At 68.0% G+C, this 16,976-nt stretch carries 19 protein-coding genes; 8 read left to right on the top strand and 11 right to left on the bottom strand.

The window, feature by feature from the left end; genetic code table 11:
* Positions 1–73 precede the first annotated feature (73 nt).
* Complete coding sequence (locus AUL34_RS17905) at positions 74–565, top strand: MarR family winged helix-turn-helix transcriptional regulator (RefSeq protein WP_082653464.1); 492 nt, start codon at positions 74–76, stop codon at positions 563–565.
* Positions 566–572: 7 nt separating this feature from the next.
* Here the strand turns inward: AUL34_RS17905 and AUL34_RS17900 are convergent, their stop codons facing one another.
* Positions 573–1,598 (bottom strand): LLM class flavin-dependent oxidoreductase, encoded by a 1,026-nt coding sequence (locus tag AUL34_RS17900; protein WP_061936753.1) that lies wholly within the window; start codon positions 1,596–1,598, stop codon positions 573–575.
* A gap of 108 nt (positions 1,599–1,706) precedes the next feature.
* Entirely contained in the window at positions 1,707–2,927 is a 1,221-nt protein-coding gene (locus tag AUL34_RS17895; protein ID WP_061936750.1) for an argininosuccinate synthase, read from the bottom strand.
* 304 nt (positions 2,928–3,231) lie between these two features.
* Here AUL34_RS17895 and AUL34_RS17890 point away from each other — a divergent pair, with 304 nt between their 5' ends.
* Positions 3,232–3,870, top strand: coding sequence for a LysE family translocator (locus AUL34_RS17890; RefSeq protein ID WP_061936746.1), 639 nt, complete (start codon positions 3,232–3,234; stop codon positions 3,868–3,870).
* A complete protein-coding gene (locus AUL34_RS17885) occupies positions 3,870–4,289 on the top strand; it encodes an EamA family transporter (protein WP_061936743.1) in 420 nt (139 codons plus the stop codon). The genes AUL34_RS17890 and AUL34_RS17885 overlap by 1 nt, the downstream gene beginning before the upstream one ends.
* A gap of 6 nt (positions 4,290–4,295) precedes the next feature.
* Here the strand turns inward: AUL34_RS17885 and AUL34_RS17880 are convergent, their stop codons facing one another.
* The 7 genes from AUL34_RS17880 to AUL34_RS17845 form a co-directional block, all read right to left on the bottom strand.
* Positions 4,296–4,955 carry a glutathione S-transferase family protein gene (locus AUL34_RS17880; RefSeq protein ID WP_061936740.1) on the bottom strand — a complete coding sequence of 220 codons (660 nt, stop codon included), beginning with the start codon at positions 4,953–4,955 and terminating at the stop codon, positions 4,296–4,298.
* Positions 4,956–5,003: 48 nt separating this feature from the next.
* Positions 5,004–5,225, bottom strand: a complete 222-nt coding sequence (locus AUL34_RS17875) for a BrnA antitoxin family protein (RefSeq protein WP_061936738.1) — start codon at positions 5,223–5,225, stop codon at positions 5,004–5,006.
* Between the two features lie 469 nt (positions 5,226–5,694).
* Positions 5,695–6,915 carry a 23S rRNA (adenine(2503)-C(2))-methyltransferase RlmN gene (gene rlmN / locus AUL34_RS17865; protein WP_061936735.1) on the bottom strand — a complete coding sequence of 407 codons (1,221 nt, stop codon included), beginning with the start codon at positions 6,913–6,915 and terminating at the stop codon, positions 5,695–5,697.
* 201 nt (positions 6,916–7,116) lie between these two features.
* A complete protein-coding gene (locus AUL34_RS17860) occupies positions 7,117–7,617 on the bottom strand; it encodes an invasion associated locus B family protein (protein ID WP_061936732.1) in 501 nt (166 codons plus the stop codon).
* A 243-nt stretch (positions 7,618–7,860) separates the two neighbouring features.
* Positions 7,861–8,301 (bottom strand): YkvA family protein, encoded by a 441-nt coding sequence (locus AUL34_RS17855; protein WP_082653468.1) that lies wholly within the window; start codon positions 8,299–8,301, stop codon positions 7,861–7,863.
* 103 nt (positions 8,302–8,404) lie between these two features.
* On the bottom strand, positions 8,405–8,986 hold the full coding sequence (thpR, locus tag AUL34_RS17850; RefSeq protein WP_061936729.1) for an RNA 2',3'-cyclic phosphodiesterase: 582 nt from the start codon (positions 8,984–8,986) through the stop codon (positions 8,405–8,407).
* A 188-nt stretch (positions 8,987–9,174) separates the two neighbouring features.
* Positions 9,175–9,828, bottom strand: a complete 654-nt coding sequence (locus tag AUL34_RS17845; RefSeq protein WP_061936726.1) for an arylesterase — start codon at positions 9,826–9,828, stop codon at positions 9,175–9,177.
* Between the two features lie 96 nt (positions 9,829–9,924).
* On the opposite strand from AUL34_RS17845, the gene AUL34_RS17840 reads away from it, so the two are divergent.
* The 5 genes from AUL34_RS17840 to AUL34_RS17820 all read left to right on the top strand — a co-directional run bounded on the left by AUL34_RS17840 (position 9,925) and on the right by AUL34_RS17820 (position 15,435).
* Entirely contained in the window at positions 9,925–10,632 is a 708-nt protein-coding gene (locus AUL34_RS17840; RefSeq protein ID WP_061936723.1) for an ABC transporter ATP-binding protein, read from the top strand.
* Between the two features lie 68 nt (positions 10,633–10,700).
* A complete protein-coding gene (locus AUL34_RS17835) occupies positions 10,701–13,193 on the top strand; it encodes an ABC transporter permease (RefSeq protein ID WP_244492632.1) in 2,493 nt (830 codons plus the stop codon).
* Positions 13,194–13,406: 213 nt separating this feature from the next.
* Complete coding sequence (locus tag AUL34_RS17830; RefSeq protein WP_061936720.1) at positions 13,407–14,186, top strand: Bax inhibitor-1/YccA family protein; 780 nt, start codon at positions 13,407–13,409, stop codon at positions 14,184–14,186.
* 134 nt (positions 14,187–14,320) lie between these two features.
* Positions 14,321–14,878, top strand: coding sequence for a GNAT family N-acetyltransferase (locus tag AUL34_RS17825; protein ID WP_061936717.1), 558 nt, complete (start codon positions 14,321–14,323; stop codon positions 14,876–14,878).
* Positions 14,875–15,435 carry a cysteine hydrolase family protein gene (locus tag AUL34_RS17820; RefSeq protein WP_061936714.1) on the top strand — a complete coding sequence of 187 codons (561 nt, stop codon included), beginning with the start codon at positions 14,875–14,877 and terminating at the stop codon, positions 15,433–15,435. Before AUL34_RS17825 ends, AUL34_RS17820 begins: the two co-directional genes overlap by 4 nt.
* On the opposite strand, the gene AUL34_RS17815 is transcribed toward AUL34_RS17820, so the two are convergent.
* Together AUL34_RS17815 and AUL34_RS17810 are read right to left on the bottom strand one after the other, a co-directional pair.
* On the bottom strand, positions 15,422–15,802 hold the full coding sequence (locus AUL34_RS17815) for a DUF2794 domain-containing protein (RefSeq protein ID WP_082653462.1): 381 nt from the start codon (positions 15,800–15,802) through the stop codon (positions 15,422–15,424). The genes AUL34_RS17820 and AUL34_RS17815 overlap by 14 nt on opposite strands.
* Before the next feature lie 250 nt (positions 15,803–16,052).
* Positions 16,053–16,832, bottom strand: a complete 780-nt coding sequence (locus AUL34_RS17810; RefSeq protein WP_061936711.1) for a thioredoxin family protein — start codon at positions 16,830–16,832, stop codon at positions 16,053–16,055.
* Positions 16,833–16,976 lie beyond the last annotated feature (144 nt).

Genomic DNA, 16,976 nt, shown 5'->3' with positions numbered 1-16,976 from the left:
CTTCCCGGCGGATCGGAAGAAGCGTCGGGCCCTGGATTGACGAAGAAGGCAGCAACCTGTGCCAGACTTGACGATGGGAAATGCGTTCGGGTTCCTGCTCACCGACACGTCGCGGCTCTTTCGGCAGTATTTCGAAAAGATCGTCGCCGAGAACGGGTTGGGACTGACACCGGGTGAGATCCGGGCCCTGGGACACGTGATCCGCTTCCGGGGATCGCGACAGGCGATCCTCGCCGAGCGCATGGGCGTCGAGCCGATGACCTTGTCCGCCTACCTCGACAGGCTCGAGGCGCGCAAGCTGATCGATCGCATCATGGATCCGAACGACCGGCGGGCCAAGCTGATCGAGCCGACCGAAGAGGCGTTCCGCATCATGCGCGAACTCGATCCGCTCTTCGACAGGGTCTTCGCCTTCGCGATGCAGGGGCTGAACGAGGACCAGGTCCGGGCGGCCGGCGAGGTGCTGCGAATGATCCGCGGCAACCTCAGCAACGATCCGCAGCTCGAAGAGCCGATCAACCTCCTGTGCAAGCAGCCCGGCGGCAAGGATCCCGGCGCCGCCTGATCAGGCGCTATTCCGCCGCTTGCGCCGTCGCCGTCGTCGTTGCGCCGCCGATCGCCTGCATGGCTTCGGCCGCCAGCGCAAACGAGCGCACCCGCGAGTGGTGATCGTGGATCTGGCCGGTGAGGATCACCTCGTCCGGTCGATAGCGCGAGACGAGCCGCTCAAGGCCTTCGCGCACGCGCGTGGGGCCGCCCACCACCGACACGCGCAGCGCTTCGTCGACCATGGCGCGCGCGCCGGGATCGAGGACCGCGTCGATGTCGTCGACCGGCCGCGGCAAGGGGCCGGGCTGTCCGGACCGCAGACGGGCGAAGGCCTGCTGCATGGAGGACTGGAGCCGGCGGCCCTCGGCGTCCGTGTCGGCGGCGAAGACGTTGATCGCGAGCATGAAGTGCGGCGCTTCCCATTCCGCCGAGGGACGGAAGGTCTGCCGGTAGATCTCCACCGCGTCGTCCAGCGCCTGCGGCGCGAAATGCGAAGCGAAGGCATAAGGCAGGCCGAGATGGGCGGCGAGCTGCGCGCCGTAGAGGCTGGAGCCGAGGATCCAGACCGGCACGTGCGTTCCCGTGCCCGGCACCGCGCGCAGCCGCTGCTGGGGAGCGGCATCGGCGAAGTAGCCCATCAGTTCCACCACGTCCTGCGGGAAGCTGTCGGAGCTGTCGAGGTTCCGGCGCAGCGCGCGGGCCGTCATCATGTCGGTGCCCGGCGCCCGGCCGAGGCCGAGATCGATGCGACCTGGATACAGCGTCGCCAGCGTGCCGAACTGCTCGGCGATGACGAGCGGGGCATGGTTCGGCAGCATGATGCCGCCCGAGCCGACGCGAATGGTCTTCGTTCCCGCCGCGACATGGCCGATGACGACCGCCGTCGCCGCGCTGGCGATGCCGGTCATGTTGTGATGCTCGGCGAGCCAGAATCTGACGTAGCCGAGCCGCTCGGCCTCGCGCGCCAGATCCAGCGAGTTGGCGAGGGCGTCGGCCGCCGTGCCGCCTTCGGGAATGGGCGACAGGTCGAGAACGGAATAGGGGATCATCGTTCGGCTTCCATATGATTTCCCCCAAGGTGGGGGCGGGGAGGCCCGAATGCAAAGGGCCGGCGGATCGCTCCGCCGGCCCCTTTCCCGTTCAATCGCGGCGTCGGCTCACAGACCGTTGCGCTTGGCGAGCGTGCGCAGGCGCAGGGCGTTCAGCTTGATGAAGCCCGCCGCGTCCTTCTGGTCGTAGGCGCCCTGGTCGTCCTCGAAGGTGACGAGCTTGTCGGAATAGAGCGACTTCGGGCTCGTGCGGCCGGTGACCATGACGTTGCCCTTGTAGAGCTTCAGCGTCACCTCGCCCTCCACGTGCTCCTGGCTCCGGTCGATCAGCGCCTGCAGCATCTCGCGCTCCGGCGAGAACCAGAACCCGTAGTAGATGAGCTCGGCATAGCGCGGCATCAGCTCGTCCTTGAGATGCGCGGCGCCCCGGTCGAGCGTGATGCTCTCGATCGCGCGGTGCGCGGCGAGCAGGATCGTGCCGCCCGGCGTCTCGTAGACGCCGCGCGACTTCATGCCGACGAAGCGGTTCTCGACGAGGTCGAGGCGGCCGATGCCGTTGTCGCGGCCGTAGTCGTTGAGCTTGGCCAGAAGCGAAGCGGGCGACAGGCGCTCGCCGTTGATCGACACGGCGTCGCCGCGCTCGAAACCGACCGTGATCACGGTCGCCTTGTCGGGCGCGCTTTCGGGCGAAATGGTGCGCATGTGGACGTATTCCGGCGCCTCGACGCTCGGATCCTCCAGGACCTTTCCTTCCGAAGACGAATGCAGGAGGTTGGCGTCCACCGAGAAGGGAGCCTCGCCCTGCTTGTCCTTGGCGACGGGGATCTGGTTCTTCTCGGCGAAGTCCAGAAGGTCGGTGCGCGACTTGAAGGCCCAGTCGCGCCACGGCGCGATGATCTTGATGTCGGGGTTCAGCGCATAGGCCGACAGCTCGAAGCGGACCTGGTCGTTGCCCTTGCCGGTGGCGCCGTGCGCGATGGCGTCGGCGCCGGTGCGCTTGGCGATCTCGATGAGGTGCTTGGAGATCAGGGGGCGGGCGATCGAGGTGCCGAGGAGATAGACGCCCTCGTAGACCGCGTTGGCGCGGAACATCGGGAAGACGAAGTCGCGCACGAACTCCTCGCGCACGTCCTCGATGAAGATTTCCTTGATGCCGAGCATCTCCGCCTTGCGGCGCGCGGGCTCGAGTTCCTCGCCTTGGCCGAGATCGGCGGTGAAGGTGACGACCTCCGCGCCGAGCTCCGTCTGGAGCCACTTCAGGATGATCGAGGTGTCGAGACCGCCGGAATAGGCGAGAACGACCTTCTTGACGTCGCGCGGAAGAGCCATGCTTCGCATTGTTCCCGAATTGAGAGGACGATCGCGCCGAGGACCTCGGGCACGCCGACGGTGCCTCGCGAGAAAGGACCTTGAGGGTTCCGTCGGGCGCTCTTAACAAAGCGTCGGAAGCGAAGGAAGAGTGAGGGGGTGGGATCGCGATGAGAACGGATCGCAGGTGGGGTCGCCCGGTGCTTCCCTGCCGATCGCACATGACGTAGGAGTGATCCTGCATGAGGGAGGCGCGACGCACCTCGATCGGCTTGCTTTCCTAGTCGGCCGCGCCGCGAGGCGGGCTCGTTACCCGTGAGGCCGCATGACATTCCTGCCCGATGCCTCCGCCCTTGCGGCCTTCACGCTGGCCGCGATCGTCCTGACGATCACGCCGGGCCCCGACATGACGCTGTTTCTGGGGCGCACGCTGGCGCAGGGACGATCGGCCGGCTTTGCCGCCTATTGCGGTGCCTGCACGGGATCGCTGATCCATACGACATTGGCCGCCGTCGGCCTGTCAGCCCTGATCGCCGCCTCGCCGGAGGCCTTCCTGGCGCTCAAGATCGTGGGCGCGGCCTATCTCGTCTGGCTGGCCGTGCAGGCCATCCGCCACGGCTCTTCGCTCTCCGTGGAGCGGGGCAAGGTGCCGCGCCAGCCGTTCGCCGCCAATTGGGCGACGGGGATCGGGATCAACCTTCTCAACCCCAAGATCATCCTGTTCTTCGTGACGTTCCTGCCGCAGTTCGTCGCCGTCGGCGATCCGCATGCGGGGGGCAAGCTCTTCTTCCTTGGCGTCTACTTTATCCTCGTGGCGACGCCCATCACGATCGCCATGATCTTCGCGGCCGACCGGATCGCCGCGACGCTGAAGACCAAGCCCGCCGTGATGCGCTTCATCGACTGGCTCTTCGCCTCGGTCTTCTCGGCGTTCGCCGTCCACATCCTGCTCGCCCGCGCTTGATGGGCTGGCTCGGCTGGGCCCTGGCATCGGCCGGTTTCGCTGCCCTCACGGCGATCTTCGGCAAGATCGGCGTCACCGGCGTCCAGTCCGACTACGCGACGTTCCTGCGCACGCTGGTGATCCTCGCGCTGATCGCCGCCATCGTGACGAGCGGCGGCCATTGGCGCTCGCCTGCCGAGCTTCCGGCGCGCTCGCTCGCCTTCCTGGCTCTTTCGGGCGCCGCCACGGGCGCGTCCTGGCTCTGCTACTACCGCGCGTTGCAGATGGGGCAAGCGGCGCAGGTCGCTCCCGTCGACAAGCTGTCCGTCGTCCTGGTCGCCGTGTTCGGCGTCGCCTTCCTGCACGAGCGGCTGAGCCCGACGAACTGGGCGGGCGTCGCGCTGATCGCGGGCGGCACGGTCCTCGTCGCCTGGCGCTGACCCCGGTCAGGCGTAGGCGTAGGGGCCGCCCCGCTGCAGTGCCTGCCTGTAGGCGGGGCGGGCGTGGATCCGCTCGACGAAGGCCGGCAGGTGACGGCGATCGTCGAAACCGACCCGAGATCCCGCGGCCTCCAGCGGAAAGCTCATCATGACGTCGGCAAGCGTCGGCTCCGGCCCCGCGAACCACCCCGTCGCCGCCAGCGCCGTGTCCCAGTAGTCGAGAAGATCGGCAAGGCGCGGCTTGAGGAACTGGGCGTCGACGCCCTTCATCAGCGCTCTTGCGACGGGCCGGATCAGGGCGGGCGCCTGGGACGGGATGCTGGCGAAGACGAGCTTCATGAAGAGCGGCGGCATGGCCGACCCTTCCGCATGATGCAGGAAGTGCTGCATGCGCCACCAGTCCGCCGAGTCTTCCCGCGGTTGAAAGCGACCGCCGCCGTACGTCTGCGCGATGTAGGTGACGATCGCGCCGGTCTCGGCCAGCGTGAGGGCGCCGTCGGTGAGGACGGGCGACTTGCCGAGCGGGTGCACCGCTTTGAGCTCGGGCGGCGCGGCGAGCGTCTTCAGACGCTCGTACCGCCTCACCTCGTAGGGCACGCCGAGCTCTTCGAGCAGCCAGAGGACGCGCTGCGAGCGCGAGTTGTTCAGATGGTGGATGACGATCATGCCCTAGCGAACTGGCGTGATCGGAACGCGCAGCAAGAGCCGGCGGCTTTATTTACCCGCGGCCTTGCGCAGGGCCTCGGCCATCCGGTCCTGCCAGCCGGGACCGTCTTCCTGGAACCACTCCAGCACCTCGGAATCGACGCGCAGGGTCACCTGTTCGCGACGGCCGGGAATGGCCACGGGCTCGCGGACGCGCTCGGCGGGCTTGCTGGTGGCAGCCTTGAAGGCGGCTTCCGCGGCATCGCGTGGATTGGTGGGGCGGCGGGCCATGGGGCAGGTCCTTCAGGGTTGGGGGGGGACGGGGCTCGGCGTCGACGCCAGTTTCCTGCGCCGTGGCCTGCGACCAGCCAGTAGACCAGGGAGAAGGCGAGGCCGGCGACGATCATGGCGGTCTCGAGCGAGGCACTGCCGGCCCCCGGCGGCATGCGCGCTGCGGCAAACCCACCGACGAGACCGGCCGCCGCGTGCAGAAGGAGGGAGCGTTTGCCCAGCGCTTCCGTCACCAGCATGAAGAGGCCCCAGGGCACCAGCGCCAGCGATCCGACCTGCGCCCCTTGCGCGAAGAAACCGACCCCGAGCTGCGTCCAGATGAACGGATCGCCCGTGGCGCCCGGCGGCAGGTCGATGAACGGCCAGAGCAGCGCGAAGCTCGCGGCGAAGCAGGCCAGCACGAAGCCGACCGGGATCAGGAACAGGAAACGCAGGACCTGGGCCAAGCGGGGCTATGCCTTCGTTCCGGTCAGCCCGCGACCGCGGCCTCCAGCGCCAGCCGGTCGCCGCGCTTCATGCGCTCGGACTCGGACTTGAGCTGGCCGCATGCGGCGAAGATGTCGCGCCCGCGCGGGGTGCGGATGGGCGAGGCGTAGCCGGCCTGGTTCACGAGATCGGCGAAGCGCTCGATCTGGTCCCAGTCCGAGCACTCGTAAGGCGAGCCCGGCCAGGGGTTGAACGGGATCAGGTTGATCTTGGCCGGGATGCCCTTGAGGAGCCGCACCAGCTCGCGCGCGTCGGCGAGGCTGTCGTTGACGCCCTTCAGCATCACGTATTCGAAGGTGATGCGCCGGGCGTTGGAGAGGCCGGGATAGGCGCGGCAGGCGTCCATCAGCTCGCGGATCGGATACTTCTTGTTGATCGGCACGAGCACGTCGCGCAATTCGTCCGTCACCGCATGGAGCGAGATCGCGAGCATCACGCCCATCTCGTCGCCCGTCTTCGGGATCATCGGCACGACCCCGGACGTCGACAGCGTGATGCGGCGCTTGGACAGAGCCAGGCCGTCCCCGTCCGACACCACGGCCAGCGCCGACTTCACGTGGTCGTAGTTGTAGAGCGGCTCGCCCATGCCCATCATCACGACGTTCGACACGAGGCGCCCCTCGGAGGGCACGATCGCGCCCTGCGGCGTCGCGGCATCCGGAAAGTCCCCCAGCCGCTCGCGCGCGGTCAGGACCTGACCGACGATCTCCGACGGTTCGAGGTTGCGCACGAGGCGCTGCGTGCCCGTGTGGCAGAAGGTGCAGGTGAGGGTGCAGCCGACCTGGGAGGAGACGCAGAGCGTGCCGCGACCTTCCTCGGGAATGTAGACGGTCTCGATCTCGACGGGGCGACCCGCGCCGCGAGAGGGAAAGCGGAACAGCCACTTGCGCGTGCCGTCGATGGAGATCTGCTCCTCGACGATCTCGGGCCGGGCGATCTCGAAGTGCTGGCTGAGCGTCGCGCGCAGGTCCTTGGAGACGTTGCGCATCTCCTCGAAGTCCTTGACGCCGCGCACGTAGAGCCAGTGCCACAGCTGCTGGACGCGCATCTTCGCCTGTTTGGCGGGAATGCCGGCATCCACCAGAGCCGCGCCCATCTCCTCGCGCGACAGGCCGAGGAGCGAACGCTTGGCGGCGGCGGCAGAAGGCGCAACGGCCGGGCGCACGCCTTGCGCCGAATTCGTGAGATCGATCGACACGCTCATCAATGCACCTTGCCCGCGCGAAGGCCGCTCACGCCCCGCTTTCCGCTCTGCTTTTCGCCTGGATCGGTTTCAAATGAGCCGAAATGCGCGAATTCGCAAGAGGTTGGGTCCTGAATGGCTGCCATGCGTGGCCGGGCACACAGGAAAAAGGCGCCGGATCGCACCGGCGCCTCGCGTTCGTCCGATGGCGGAAAGCCGCGCCTACTTGCAGCTCGCCAGCGAGTTGATCGCCGCCGTCACGCCCGACAGGGAATAGGTATAGTTGGTCTGCGTGCCGCGCTGGGAGACGGCATCCACCTTCATCGCCTTGCCGGCCTTCAGGGCGGCGACGAGCTGCGGCTCCTCGGCCGCGTTCTCCACCCAGGCGCTCTCGCCGCGCGTGAAGAGGCTGAACTTCTTGCCGTCGATATCGACCGTCACCTTGGAGCCGTCGCGCATCGGATAGCCCATCACGACCTGCGGCTCGTAGGATGTCTTGTTGTTCGGCTTCTGCGAGACCAGGAAGAAAATGTCGCCGTGATCGACGCTGGAGGGCTGCATGGTCTTGGGTGTGGACAGCACGTAGCAGACCTTCGAGCCGCTGGCGTCGTAGGAATAGCTGCCCCAGTCGTTGAACTGGTTCACGCGGGTCGGTGTCTGGGCGGCAGACGCCACGCTGGAGAGCGCCACCATCGCCACCGCCGCCGTCAGAGCATACTTCATGGAGTTCGTGTCCCCGCTTGGTCCGGAATGCCATTCGACGCACGACCCGTCGGCAGGTCGAGCGCGCTCGTGGCCGCAGGGTGGGCGATAAGCCTTTCCACAGGGTAAACGAACCGGAAATTCCCGAACACGCCTTCGAGACTTCATCGTGTCACGGCAAACGGCCCCGACGCGGCTACGGCCCGCCCACAAGCGACCGAGCGGACGAGGACCGAACGAATGGGGCGATAGTGCGACGGGCGGTCAGGCGGGACGGGCGGTCTCGGGCGCGGCTTCCTTCAGCGTTTCGCGCGCCCGCTCGTAGTGCTCGGGCCGGATGTTCTTCTGCACGGCCGAGAAAGCGGCGAGGAGAACGGCCACGTCGTCCGTGAAGCCGAGACCGACGATGAAGTCGGGAATCACGTCGAACGGCAGCACGAAATAGGCGAGCGCGGCCAGAAGGATGCCGCGCGAGGCGGCGGGCGTCTGCGGATCGAGCGCGCAGTGATAGGACGCGACGACGTCTTCCATGAAGGGGATGTGCCGCGCCGCGCGCTTCAGCGTCGCGAAGAACCCTTTGCGGACTCGGCTCTCCTGCCGGGCCTGCTCCGCTTCGTCGCCGGGCAGGAGGATCTCGCCGACGAGCGCGGCGTCCGGTGCGGCCAGCGCGGCCTGGGTCTCGTTGCCCTGCGTCGTGCCGGCCATCGATCCGTTCTCGCCCGTCATGAAAGTCTCCTGCCTTTTCCGTCTGCGCCCCGGCGATATGGCGCGGGCTCGGCCGGCTTTCAAACCGGCCGAGCCTCGACCCTCAGCGGGCGGCGAGCGCGAGCGCCCCGATGTCGCGCGGAGACGGCACGGCATCAAGGGGAAATGCTTCCTCCATCACATAGGGGCCGCCGCCGACCGAATCCTTGGAGGAGAACAGGACGAAGCGCGAGACCGGGAAGCTGGGCGCGCGAAAGCCGCCGCGCAGCGCGAGATAATGCGCCGCGTCCTCGCTTCGGCCGTTGCGCAGGCGAGCCAGCGTGACGTGCGGCGTGAACTTGCGCGGGTCGGACGGCAGGCCGAGGCGCTTCAGGATGCGATCGATCTCGCCCTGAAGCTGGTCGAGCGGTTGGGAGGGCTCGACATCGGCATAGACCGAATGCGGCTTCTTGCCGCCGAAGGCCCCGAGCCCGCGCAAGGTGACGGGAAAGGGCGCCCGGCGCACGCGGTCGAGAGCCGCCACGATCTCGTCGGCCATGCGCGATTCGACATCGCCGATGAAGCGCAGGGTCAGGTGGTAGTTCTCCGCGTCGATCCAGCGGGCGGAAGGCAGGCCGCCGCGCAGGAAGGACAGGGACATTGCGGCGTCACGCGGGATTTCGAGGGCGGTGAACAGTCTCGGCATTGCACGATCCTTCCCGTTCAGGGTCACGCTCAAGACCAGACGCCTGCCTGTCACGAGACCGCGACCGAGTGCCTTACGCCATGGAAACTTTCATCACCCATGGTCGACTTCAAGGCTCGGCCGGGGCTTGTGCACAGAAGCCGGGCCCGCGTTGCTGCAATGCACCAGCACGGGCCGCGCCCGGCCGATCAAGCCTTTGGCTTGGCGGCCGCCCCCAGCGCCTCCACGACCTGCGGCAGGATGCCCGTCACGATCACCGCGACCCCTTGCGCGTTGGGGTGCATGTAGTCCTGCTGGTTGAGACTGCCGTTTCCGGCGACGCCGTCGAGAAAGAACGGGTAGAGCGGCACGCCGTGCTTCTGCGCCAGTTCGGCGTAGATCGGATTGAATTTCGCCGCGTAGTCCGCGCCCATGTTGGGCGGGCTCAGCATGCCGGCGAGCAGCACCTGCGTGTCCGGCCGCGCCTTCAGCTTCTGCAGGATCGCGTCGAGATTGGCGCGGGTGACGTCGGGGCTGACGCCGCGCAGCGCGTCGTTGGCGCCGAGTTCCACGATCACCACCGCGGCGGAGGCGGGCACCGACCAGTCCAGCCGGGCAAGTCCGCCGGTGGTCGTGTCGCCGGAGACGCCGGCATTGACGACGCGCGCCGGATGGCCGGCGGCGTTCAGCGCCGCCTGGAGCTGCTCGGGGAAGGATTCGCCGGGACCGACGCCGTAGCCGGCCGACAGGCTGTCGCCGAAGGCCACCACTTCCGGCGCGCCCTCCTGTGCGCCGGCGGGCGAGCCGAGCGCCAGACCGAGACCGATCGTCACGAAGGCGAGAAGCGATTGGAAGCGCTGCATGAACCACCCATATTCCGCGTTGCGGCAAGACGACCTCGAGCCCGCCCGTCGGCGGCCCCTGGCGTTGCGTCAACGGGATATAGGAAGGGCGTCGCCTTGGCTGAAGCAGCGGTCCGGTTACGAAATGTTCAACTGACGCTGGGATCGGGCCGCAGCGCGGTGCATGTCCTCAAGGGCATCGACCTCGACGTCTTCAGCGGCGAGTCCGTCGGCATCGTGGGCCCTTCCGGTTCGGGCAAGTCGACGCTGCTGATGATTCTCGCCGGTCTCGAGCGCGCCGACGAGGGGCTGGTCGAGATCGCCGGCCAGGCGCTCGGCCCCCTGAGCGAAGACCAGCTCGCCGCCTTTCGCGGGCGCCATGTCGGCATCGTCTTCCAGTCCTTCCACCTCATTCCCAACATGACGGCGCTGGAAAACGTCGCGGTGCCGCTGGAACTCGCGGGCGTGCCGGACGCCTTCGCGCGGGCCGAGCGGGAGCTGGCCGCCGTCGGTCTCGGCCAGCGCGTCACCCATTACCCCGGCGAGTTGTCGGGCGGCGAGCAGCAGCGCGTGGCGCTGGCCCGAGCGCTGGCGCCCGAGCCCGATATCCTCATCGCCGACGAGCCGACCGGCAATCTCGATGGCGAGACCGGCGCGCAGGTGGCCGATCTCCTGTTTTCCGAGCAGGCGCGGCGCGGCATGACGCTGATCCTCGTCACCCACGACCGGACGCTGGCCGCCCGATGCGGACGCGAGGTGGCGGTGCGCTCCGGCGTGATCGAAGCCGGGGCCGCATCCGCCGCCTTCCCGGAAGCCGCCCAGTGAGCGCAGTTGCGCGAGGCGCGCGCTCGTCCGCCGATCTGTCGCTCGCCCTTCGCTTCGCCCTGCGCGAGATGCGCGGGGGTCTTCGCGGGTTCGTCATCTTCCTCGCCTGCCTGACGCTCGGCGTCGCCTCGATCGCGGCGGTCAACTCGGTCTCCGAGATGATGACGAGCGGCATCGCGCGCGAGGGGCGCACGATTCTGGGCGGCGACATGCGCTTTGGTCTCAACCAGCGACAGGCGAGCCCAGAGGAACGCGCCTGGCTCTCCGGCTACGGCACCGTTGCCGAAAGCGGCTCGCTGCGTTCCATGGCGCGGCTGCCGGACGGCTCCAACCAGACGCTGAGCGAGGTGAAGGCGGTGGACGGGAGCTATCCGCTCTTCGGCACTGTTGGATCCGATCCGGCGACCCCGCTGCCCGAGCTCCTGGCCGAGCGCAGCGGTCGCTTCGGCGCGCTGGCCGCGCCCGAGTTCTACGACCGTTTGGGTTTGCGGCCGGGTGCCACGATCCTTCTCGGAAACATCGAGATCGAGTTGCGCGGCGTGCTCACCCGCGAGCCCGACGTCCTCTCCGATGGCTTCATCTTCGCCCCGCGCCTCCTGATCTCTTTGGATGCGCTGGCGTCCACCGGCCTCGTCCAGCCGGGATCGCTCGTCGAATACGACTACAAGCTGCTCTTCACCGATCCCGCCACCGAGCCGGAGAGGGTGCAGACGGAAGCGAACGCCCGCTTCCCGCAGGCGGGCTGGAGCATCCGCGACGCCAGCGAGGCCGCGCCCTCGCTCCAGCGCAACATCGAGCGGTTCTCGCAGTTCCTGACGCTGGTCGGCCTCACGGCGCTGGTGGTGGGTGGTGTCGGCATCGCCAACGCCGTCGCGGCCTATCTCGACTCCAAGCGCACCGTGATCGCGACCTTCAAGAGCCTCGGCGCCAGCGGGCGCTTCGTGGTGACGATCTACCTCGTCCAGATCCTGATCTTGTCGACCGTCGGCATCGTGCTGGGGCTGCTTCTGGGCGCGACGGCACCGTTCTTCGCCGCGCGTTTTCTCGAAGCGCACATCCCGATCGCAGCGGAGGCCTCGGTCTATCCCGGCGCGCTCCTCTTGGGCGCCCTGTTCGGCTACCTCACGGCGCTTGCCTTCGCGATCCTGCCGCTCGGACGCACCCGCGACGTGGCGGCCACTGCGCTGTTCCGCGCCAACGACGGGCCGGGGACGCTGCGGATGCGCTGGGCCTACGCGGCCGCCGCGCTCCTCCTCGCCGCCGCCATCGCCGGGCTGGCGCTCGTCATGTCGAGCGACAAGCGCGTCGCCGTCGTCTTTCTCGTCGCCACCGCGGTCGCCTTCGTGATCCTGCGTCTCGTCGCTGCGGCGATCCGCTGGGGCGCCGCGCGCCTGCCGCGCGTTCGCTCGACGCCGCTGCGGCTCGCCATCGGCAACATCCACCGGCCGGGCGCGCTGACGGCTTCCGTGGTCCTGTCGCTCGGCCTCGGACTGACGCTCCTCGTCACGCTCGCCTCCATCGACCGGAACCTGCGCAACGAGATCGGCGGCACGCTGGCGGCGCGGGCTCCGAACTTCTTCTTCGTCGACATCCAGTCCGCCGAGGTGGATGCCTTCCGCACCCGGATCGGCGAGCTTGCGCCCGGTTCGAACCTCACGGACGTGCCGATGCTGCGCGGGCGCATCACGCAGCTGAACGGCACGGATGTCGCCAAGATCGAGGTGCCGCCGGAGGGCGCCTGGGTGCTGCGCGGCGACCGCGGCATCACCTACGACGCGACCTTGCCCAACGGCGCGACGCTGACGGCCGGCGACTGGTGGGCGGCCGACTATGCCGGCGAGCCGCTCGTCTCCTTCGCCGCGGAGGAGGGGGCCGAACTCGGCCTGAAGCTTGGCGACACGATCACCGTCAACGTGCTCGGCCGCGACATCACCGCCCGCATCGCGAACTTCCGCGAGGTGCAGTGGGAATCGCTCGCGATCAACTTCGTGATGGTCTTCTCGCCCAACACCTTCGCCGGCGCGCCCCATGCCTGGCTGGCGACGCTCGACATACCGAACGACACGGCGGAGGCAGAGCGCGCGGTGCTGTCCGGCATTTCCAACACGTTTCCGGCCGTCACCACCGTCCGGGTCAAGGACGCGCTGGATGCGGTCAACGGGCTGGTCGCGCAGCTGGCGCTCGCCATTCGTGCGGCGGCCGCCGTGGCCCTCGTCGCCTCGGTCCTCGTGCTGTCCGGCGCGCTTGCGGCCGGCAATCGCGCACGCGTCCACGACGCGGTGGTCCTGAAGACGCTGGGCGCCACCCGCGCGACGCTGATCCGCGCCTATGTGACGGAATACATGTCGCTGGGCGCGGCGACCGCTCTCTTTGCGGTCGGGGCGGGGGCGCTGGCCGCCTGGTACGTCGTCGCGCGCATCATGCGTCTGCCCTTCGTCTTCGACGGCGGTCTCGCGGTCGCGACGCTGGTTGCCGCGCTTGTCCTGACGGTCGGTTTCGGGCTTGCCGGAACATGGCGCATCCTCGGGCAGAAGGCGGCACCGGTGCTAAGGGAGCTCTGAACGCCCCCGAAATGGGGTTTACGACGTCCAAATGACGGAAAATTAATCGCTAACGGGCGGTGCGAGCCGCGATCGCCCGCATCGGTGGGCTTGAGACTTGAGCAGCGCCTCCGCATATTTACGGCAAGGCTAGCTGCGAGTCCCGCCAGCGGCGCCTCGGACCCTTTGGGTCCGATCGACACCGACGGGACCAGACGCAAAGGAAATGTTTCGATGGCGCAGAAATGGAACCAGGGCGTGAGAAGCGTTCCGGCTGCGGGCAGCCGGGTCGACGCCTCGATCGACCAGGGCCTTCGGGCCTACATGCTCAAAGTCTACAACCTCATGGCGATCGGTCTTCTGATCACCGGCGCGGCGGCCTATGGCCTGTTCTCGCTGGCGACGACGACCGACCCTTCGATGGCGGCTGCCGAGATCAACGGCACCATGCTGACCCAGCTCGGCGTGACGGTGTTCACCTCGCCGCTTCGTTGGGTGCTGATGCTGGCGCCGCTGGCGATGGTGTTCTTCCTGTCGTTCCGCGTCCACAAGATGAGCGTCGCGGCCGCGCAGACCACCTTCTGGGCCTATGCCGCGATGGTCGGCCTGTCGCTTTCGACGATCTTCCTCGTCTACACGCAGGAATCGATCGTGCAGGTGTTCTTCATCACCGCCGCTTCGTTCGGCGCGCTGTCGCTGTTCGGCTACACGACCAAGCGCGACATGTCGGCGATGGGCTCGTTCCTGATCATGGGCGTCTTCGGCATCGTGATCGCGATGCTGGTGAACATCTGGCTGCAGTCCTCGGCGCTCGGCTTCGCGATCTCGGTGATCGGCGTCCTCGTGTTCGCCGGCCTCACGGCCTACGACACGCAGCGCATCAAAGAGATGTACTGGGAAGGCGACGACACGCTGGTCGCCGGCCGCAAGGCGATCATGGGTGCCCTGTCGCTCTACCTGAACTTCATCAACATGTTCATGTTCATGCTGCAGCTCTTCGGCAACCGCAACTGAGCCGAACGAACGCAGGGGTATCGGGGGCGGTCCGCAAGGACCGCCCTTTTTTCGTGGCCGCTTCTGCGGCGTACGTTGAGGGGGCGGGGCGTGGCGCTTAAGTTCGCGCGAACGAATCCCCTGCGGCAGTGACCATGAGCGCCTTCATCCTTCGCGACGCCACGACCTCCGACATCCCGTCCATCACCCGGATCTACGAGGAAGCCGTGCTTCACGGCACCGCGACCTACGAACTGGTTCCCCCGGACGAGGCCGAGATGGCCACACGGATGGCGAACACGCTGCGGCAGGGCTACCCGTACTTCGTGGCCTGCGACGACGAAGGCTCCGTGATCGGCTACGCCTATGCCGGACCCTTCCGGGCAAGGCCCGCCTATCGCTGGACCGTGGAGGACTCGATCTATCTCGCCCCCGAGGCCAAGGGGCAGGGGGTCGGCACCGCGCTCCTGCGCCGCCTGCTGGACGATTGCCAAGACAAGGGCTTCCGACAGATGATCGCCGTGATCGGCGGCGCGGACAACGCGCCTTCGATCAAGGTCCATGCCAAGCTCGGCTTCACCCATATCGGCGTCTTCGAAGGCTCCGGCTTCAAGTTCGGCCGGTGGATCGACACCGTGTTGATGCAATACGCATTGAACGGCGGCAAGGAGACGCTGCCGGACGAGAGCGTCTACCCCGGAACGCTGACGTGACGACGGCGCTCGTCGTCATCGACGCACAACGCGCCTTCGCCGAATGGGAGGCGGGGGGACGCCGACGCAACAACCCCGGAGCGCTCGATCGTATCGCCGATCTCCTCGCCGCGTTCCGGGCTGCGGGACTGCCGATCTTCCATTTCCGCCACGAGAACCCGTCGCCCGGCTCGTCCTTCCACCCGGACGCCAGCGGCTTTGCGGTGGAGGCTGCGGCGCGCGAGCGCGAGGGCGAGCCGGTGATCGCAAAGCGCGTCAACAGCGCCTTCATCGGCACCGATCTCGAAGCGCGCCTTCGTGCAGCTGATGTCCGGACGACGGTGATCTGCGGCGCGACGACGAACCACTGCGTCGAGACCACGACGCGCATGGCCGGCAACCTCGGCTTCGACGCCGTGCTGGCGCACGACGCGTGCTGGACCTTCGACCTCGAGGGGCCGGACGGAACCGTGCATCCGGCCGAAGCCGTGCATGCGATGAGCCTTGCCAACCTGTCGGGCGAGTTCGCGCGGATCGCCAGCACCGAGGCGGTGATCCTCGGCGTCAGTCCTCGATGAGCTTGAGGCTCTTGTCGAAGACGCGCAGCACCGGCTCGAGCTCGTGGCCGCGCTTCATCACGAGGCCGCTCGCCGCGGTGACGCTGTAGGCGCCCTGCCGCCGCGCGAGCTTCGGGTTCTTCTCGATGCGAAAGAGCGGCATCTCCGAGGCCCGTCGGAATATGGAGAAGACGGCTCGATCCCGCAGCGTGTCGATCGCGTAGTCGCGCCATTCGCCGGCCGCCACCATCCGTCCGTAGACCCGAAGGATCTGCCCGAGTTCGTGCCGGTCGAAGGAGACGATCTCCGGAACGGCGGACCCTCGAGCCTGTGCGAGGTCGATGAGGGTGGCGGAAGGCTGCGGCAGTGAATCGGTCAAATCGTCCATTCCCCATTTCCGTCCCGCCGGCGCGCCGGCGCCCCGCGGGACAGGACATGCGATGTCGAGGCCGGTCAGCCTGCGACATCATCCTGTCATGGAAATGGACGCCGGCCCAGCCGGTTGCAACGCCGGTCGGGGAAGCGGGGCGTCGCCGACGGGTTCCTCCCCGAAAGATCGATGGCCGGCGAGGCTCCGGCATCCCGTCGTGGCGGACCCTTCGAGCATGGAAGCCGAAGCCGCCTTCGCCCGACGCCTCCTAGAACTCGAGGGCCGCCGCGGCAAGGATCGGACCCGGTTTGTTGTCCGCGCCGACCGACTGGAGGAGCGCCGCAAGGCCCATGCGCCCGGCGCCGTCCTCGGTCAGGAGACCGAGCGGCATATCCACCTCGATGGCGTTTTGGTCCACCGATCCGAGAATGCGCCAGTCGCGCACGGGGTAGTGGTCGACGAGCGTCCGGCCCGCCTGCGCGCCATGCGACACGATCGTTTCCACACGCTCGGAATAGGTGACGAGCACGAGGATCGGCGGCCGCTCGGGATCGACGGCCGCCGCGCTCGCCTGGATATGGAGCGCGTCCCCTTGCGTGCGCATGCGGATTTCGCCGGATGCCTCAGGCGTGCCAAGCGGGGACTGCGTCATCGCCTTCGCCACGGCCCGCTCGTCGCTGCCGTCCACCGCCTGCCGGCCGTTGACGACGACCTGGGGCGTGACCAGCGCCCCGAGCTTGAGGCGCTTGGCATAGGCTTTCTGTCGGTCCGTGTTCTTGCGGTCGGCGAGGGGATCGCGCCAGCCGGTGTAGTCCCAGTAGTCCACGTGGTAGGCGAGCACGACGACGTCGGAGGCGGCTCCGAGTCGCATGGCGATGTCGCTGGCCGGCGGACAATCGCGGCAGCTCTGGCTGGTGAAGAGTTCGAGCACACCGCGCACGTCGCGGCTGGACACGCTGCGATCCTGCGCCGCTGACGGCAAGGCCGTCGCGAGCGCCAGGACGGCAAGGGCGAACAGCCCGGAGGCGGACAGTCGGCATGACGCCACGAGGTTCGGCTCCGTCCCGCTTCGATCCCATGTAAATGGACCGGACAGCCGGCCGGATGAAGCGTTCATCGATCGCGGTGCGTTCAATTGGGGGTGAAGCGAAAGCCCCAACGAGAAGCGCCGCCGCCCTTCCGGGCGGCGGCG

The organism is Aureimonas sp. AU22 (assembly GCF_001463745.1).
In the GTDB taxonomy this organism is placed as follows: domain Bacteria; phylum Pseudomonadota; class Alphaproteobacteria; order Rhizobiales; family Rhizobiaceae; genus Aureimonas.
The sequence above is the reverse complement of the archived record's forward strand: the minus strand, read 5'-3'. Positions and strand labels throughout refer to the sequence as shown.

Bases quoted from the DNA above. Each gene is read 5' to 3' on its own strand.
- AUL34_RS17845 (WP_061936726.1), bottom strand. From the start codon at position 9,828: ATGCAGCGCTTCCAATCGCTTCTCGCCTTCGTGACGATCGGTCTCGGT.
- AUL34_RS17825 (WP_061936717.1), top strand. From the start codon at position 14,321: ATGAGCGCCTTCATCCTTCGCGACGCCACGACCTCCGACATCCCGTCC.
- thpR (WP_061936729.1), bottom strand. From the start codon at position 8,986: ATGCCGAGACTGTTCACCGCCCTCGAAATCCCGCGTGACGCCGCAATG.
- AUL34_RS17900 (WP_061936753.1), bottom strand. From the start codon at position 1,598: ATGATCCCCTATTCCGTTCTCGACCTGTCGCCCATTCCCGAAGGCGGC.
- AUL34_RS17895 (WP_061936750.1), bottom strand. From the start codon at position 2,927: ATGGCTCTTCCGCGCGACGTCAAGAAGGTCGTTCTCGCCTATTCCGGC.
- AUL34_RS17890 (WP_061936746.1), top strand. From the start codon at position 3,232: ATGACATTCCTGCCCGATGCCTCCGCCCTTGCGGCCTTCACGCTGGCC.
- AUL34_RS17815 (WP_082653462.1), bottom strand. From the start codon at position 15,802: ATGGACGATTTGACCGATTCACTGCCGCAGCCTTCCGCCACCCTCATC.
- AUL34_RS17835 (WP_244492632.1), top strand. From the start codon at position 10,701: ATGCGCGGGGGTCTTCGCGGGTTCGTCATCTTCCTCGCCTGCCTGACG.
- AUL34_RS17855 (WP_082653468.1), bottom strand. From the start codon at position 8,301: ATGGCCGGCACGACGCAGGGCAACGAGACCCAGGCCGCGCTGGCCGCA.
- AUL34_RS17880 (WP_061936740.1), bottom strand. From the start codon at position 4,955: ATGATCGTCATCCACCATCTGAACAACTCGCGCTCGCAGCGCGTCCTC.
- AUL34_RS17905 (WP_082653464.1), top strand. From the start codon at position 74: ATGGGAAATGCGTTCGGGTTCCTGCTCACCGACACGTCGCGGCTCTTT.
- AUL34_RS17875 (WP_061936738.1), bottom strand. From the start codon at position 5,225: ATGGCCCGCCGCCCCACCAATCCACGCGATGCCGCGGAAGCCGCCTTC.
- AUL34_RS17885 (WP_061936743.1), top strand. From the start codon at position 3,870: ATGGGCTGGCTCGGCTGGGCCCTGGCATCGGCCGGTTTCGCTGCCCTC.
- AUL34_RS17830 (WP_061936720.1), top strand. From the start codon at position 13,407: ATGGCGCAGAAATGGAACCAGGGCGTGAGAAGCGTTCCGGCTGCGGGC.
- rlmN (WP_061936735.1), bottom strand. From the start codon at position 6,915: ATGAGCGTGTCGATCGATCTCACGAATTCGGCGCAAGGCGTGCGCCCG.
- AUL34_RS17860 (WP_061936732.1), bottom strand. From the start codon at position 7,617: ATGAAGTATGCTCTGACGGCGGCGGTGGCGATGGTGGCGCTCTCCAGC.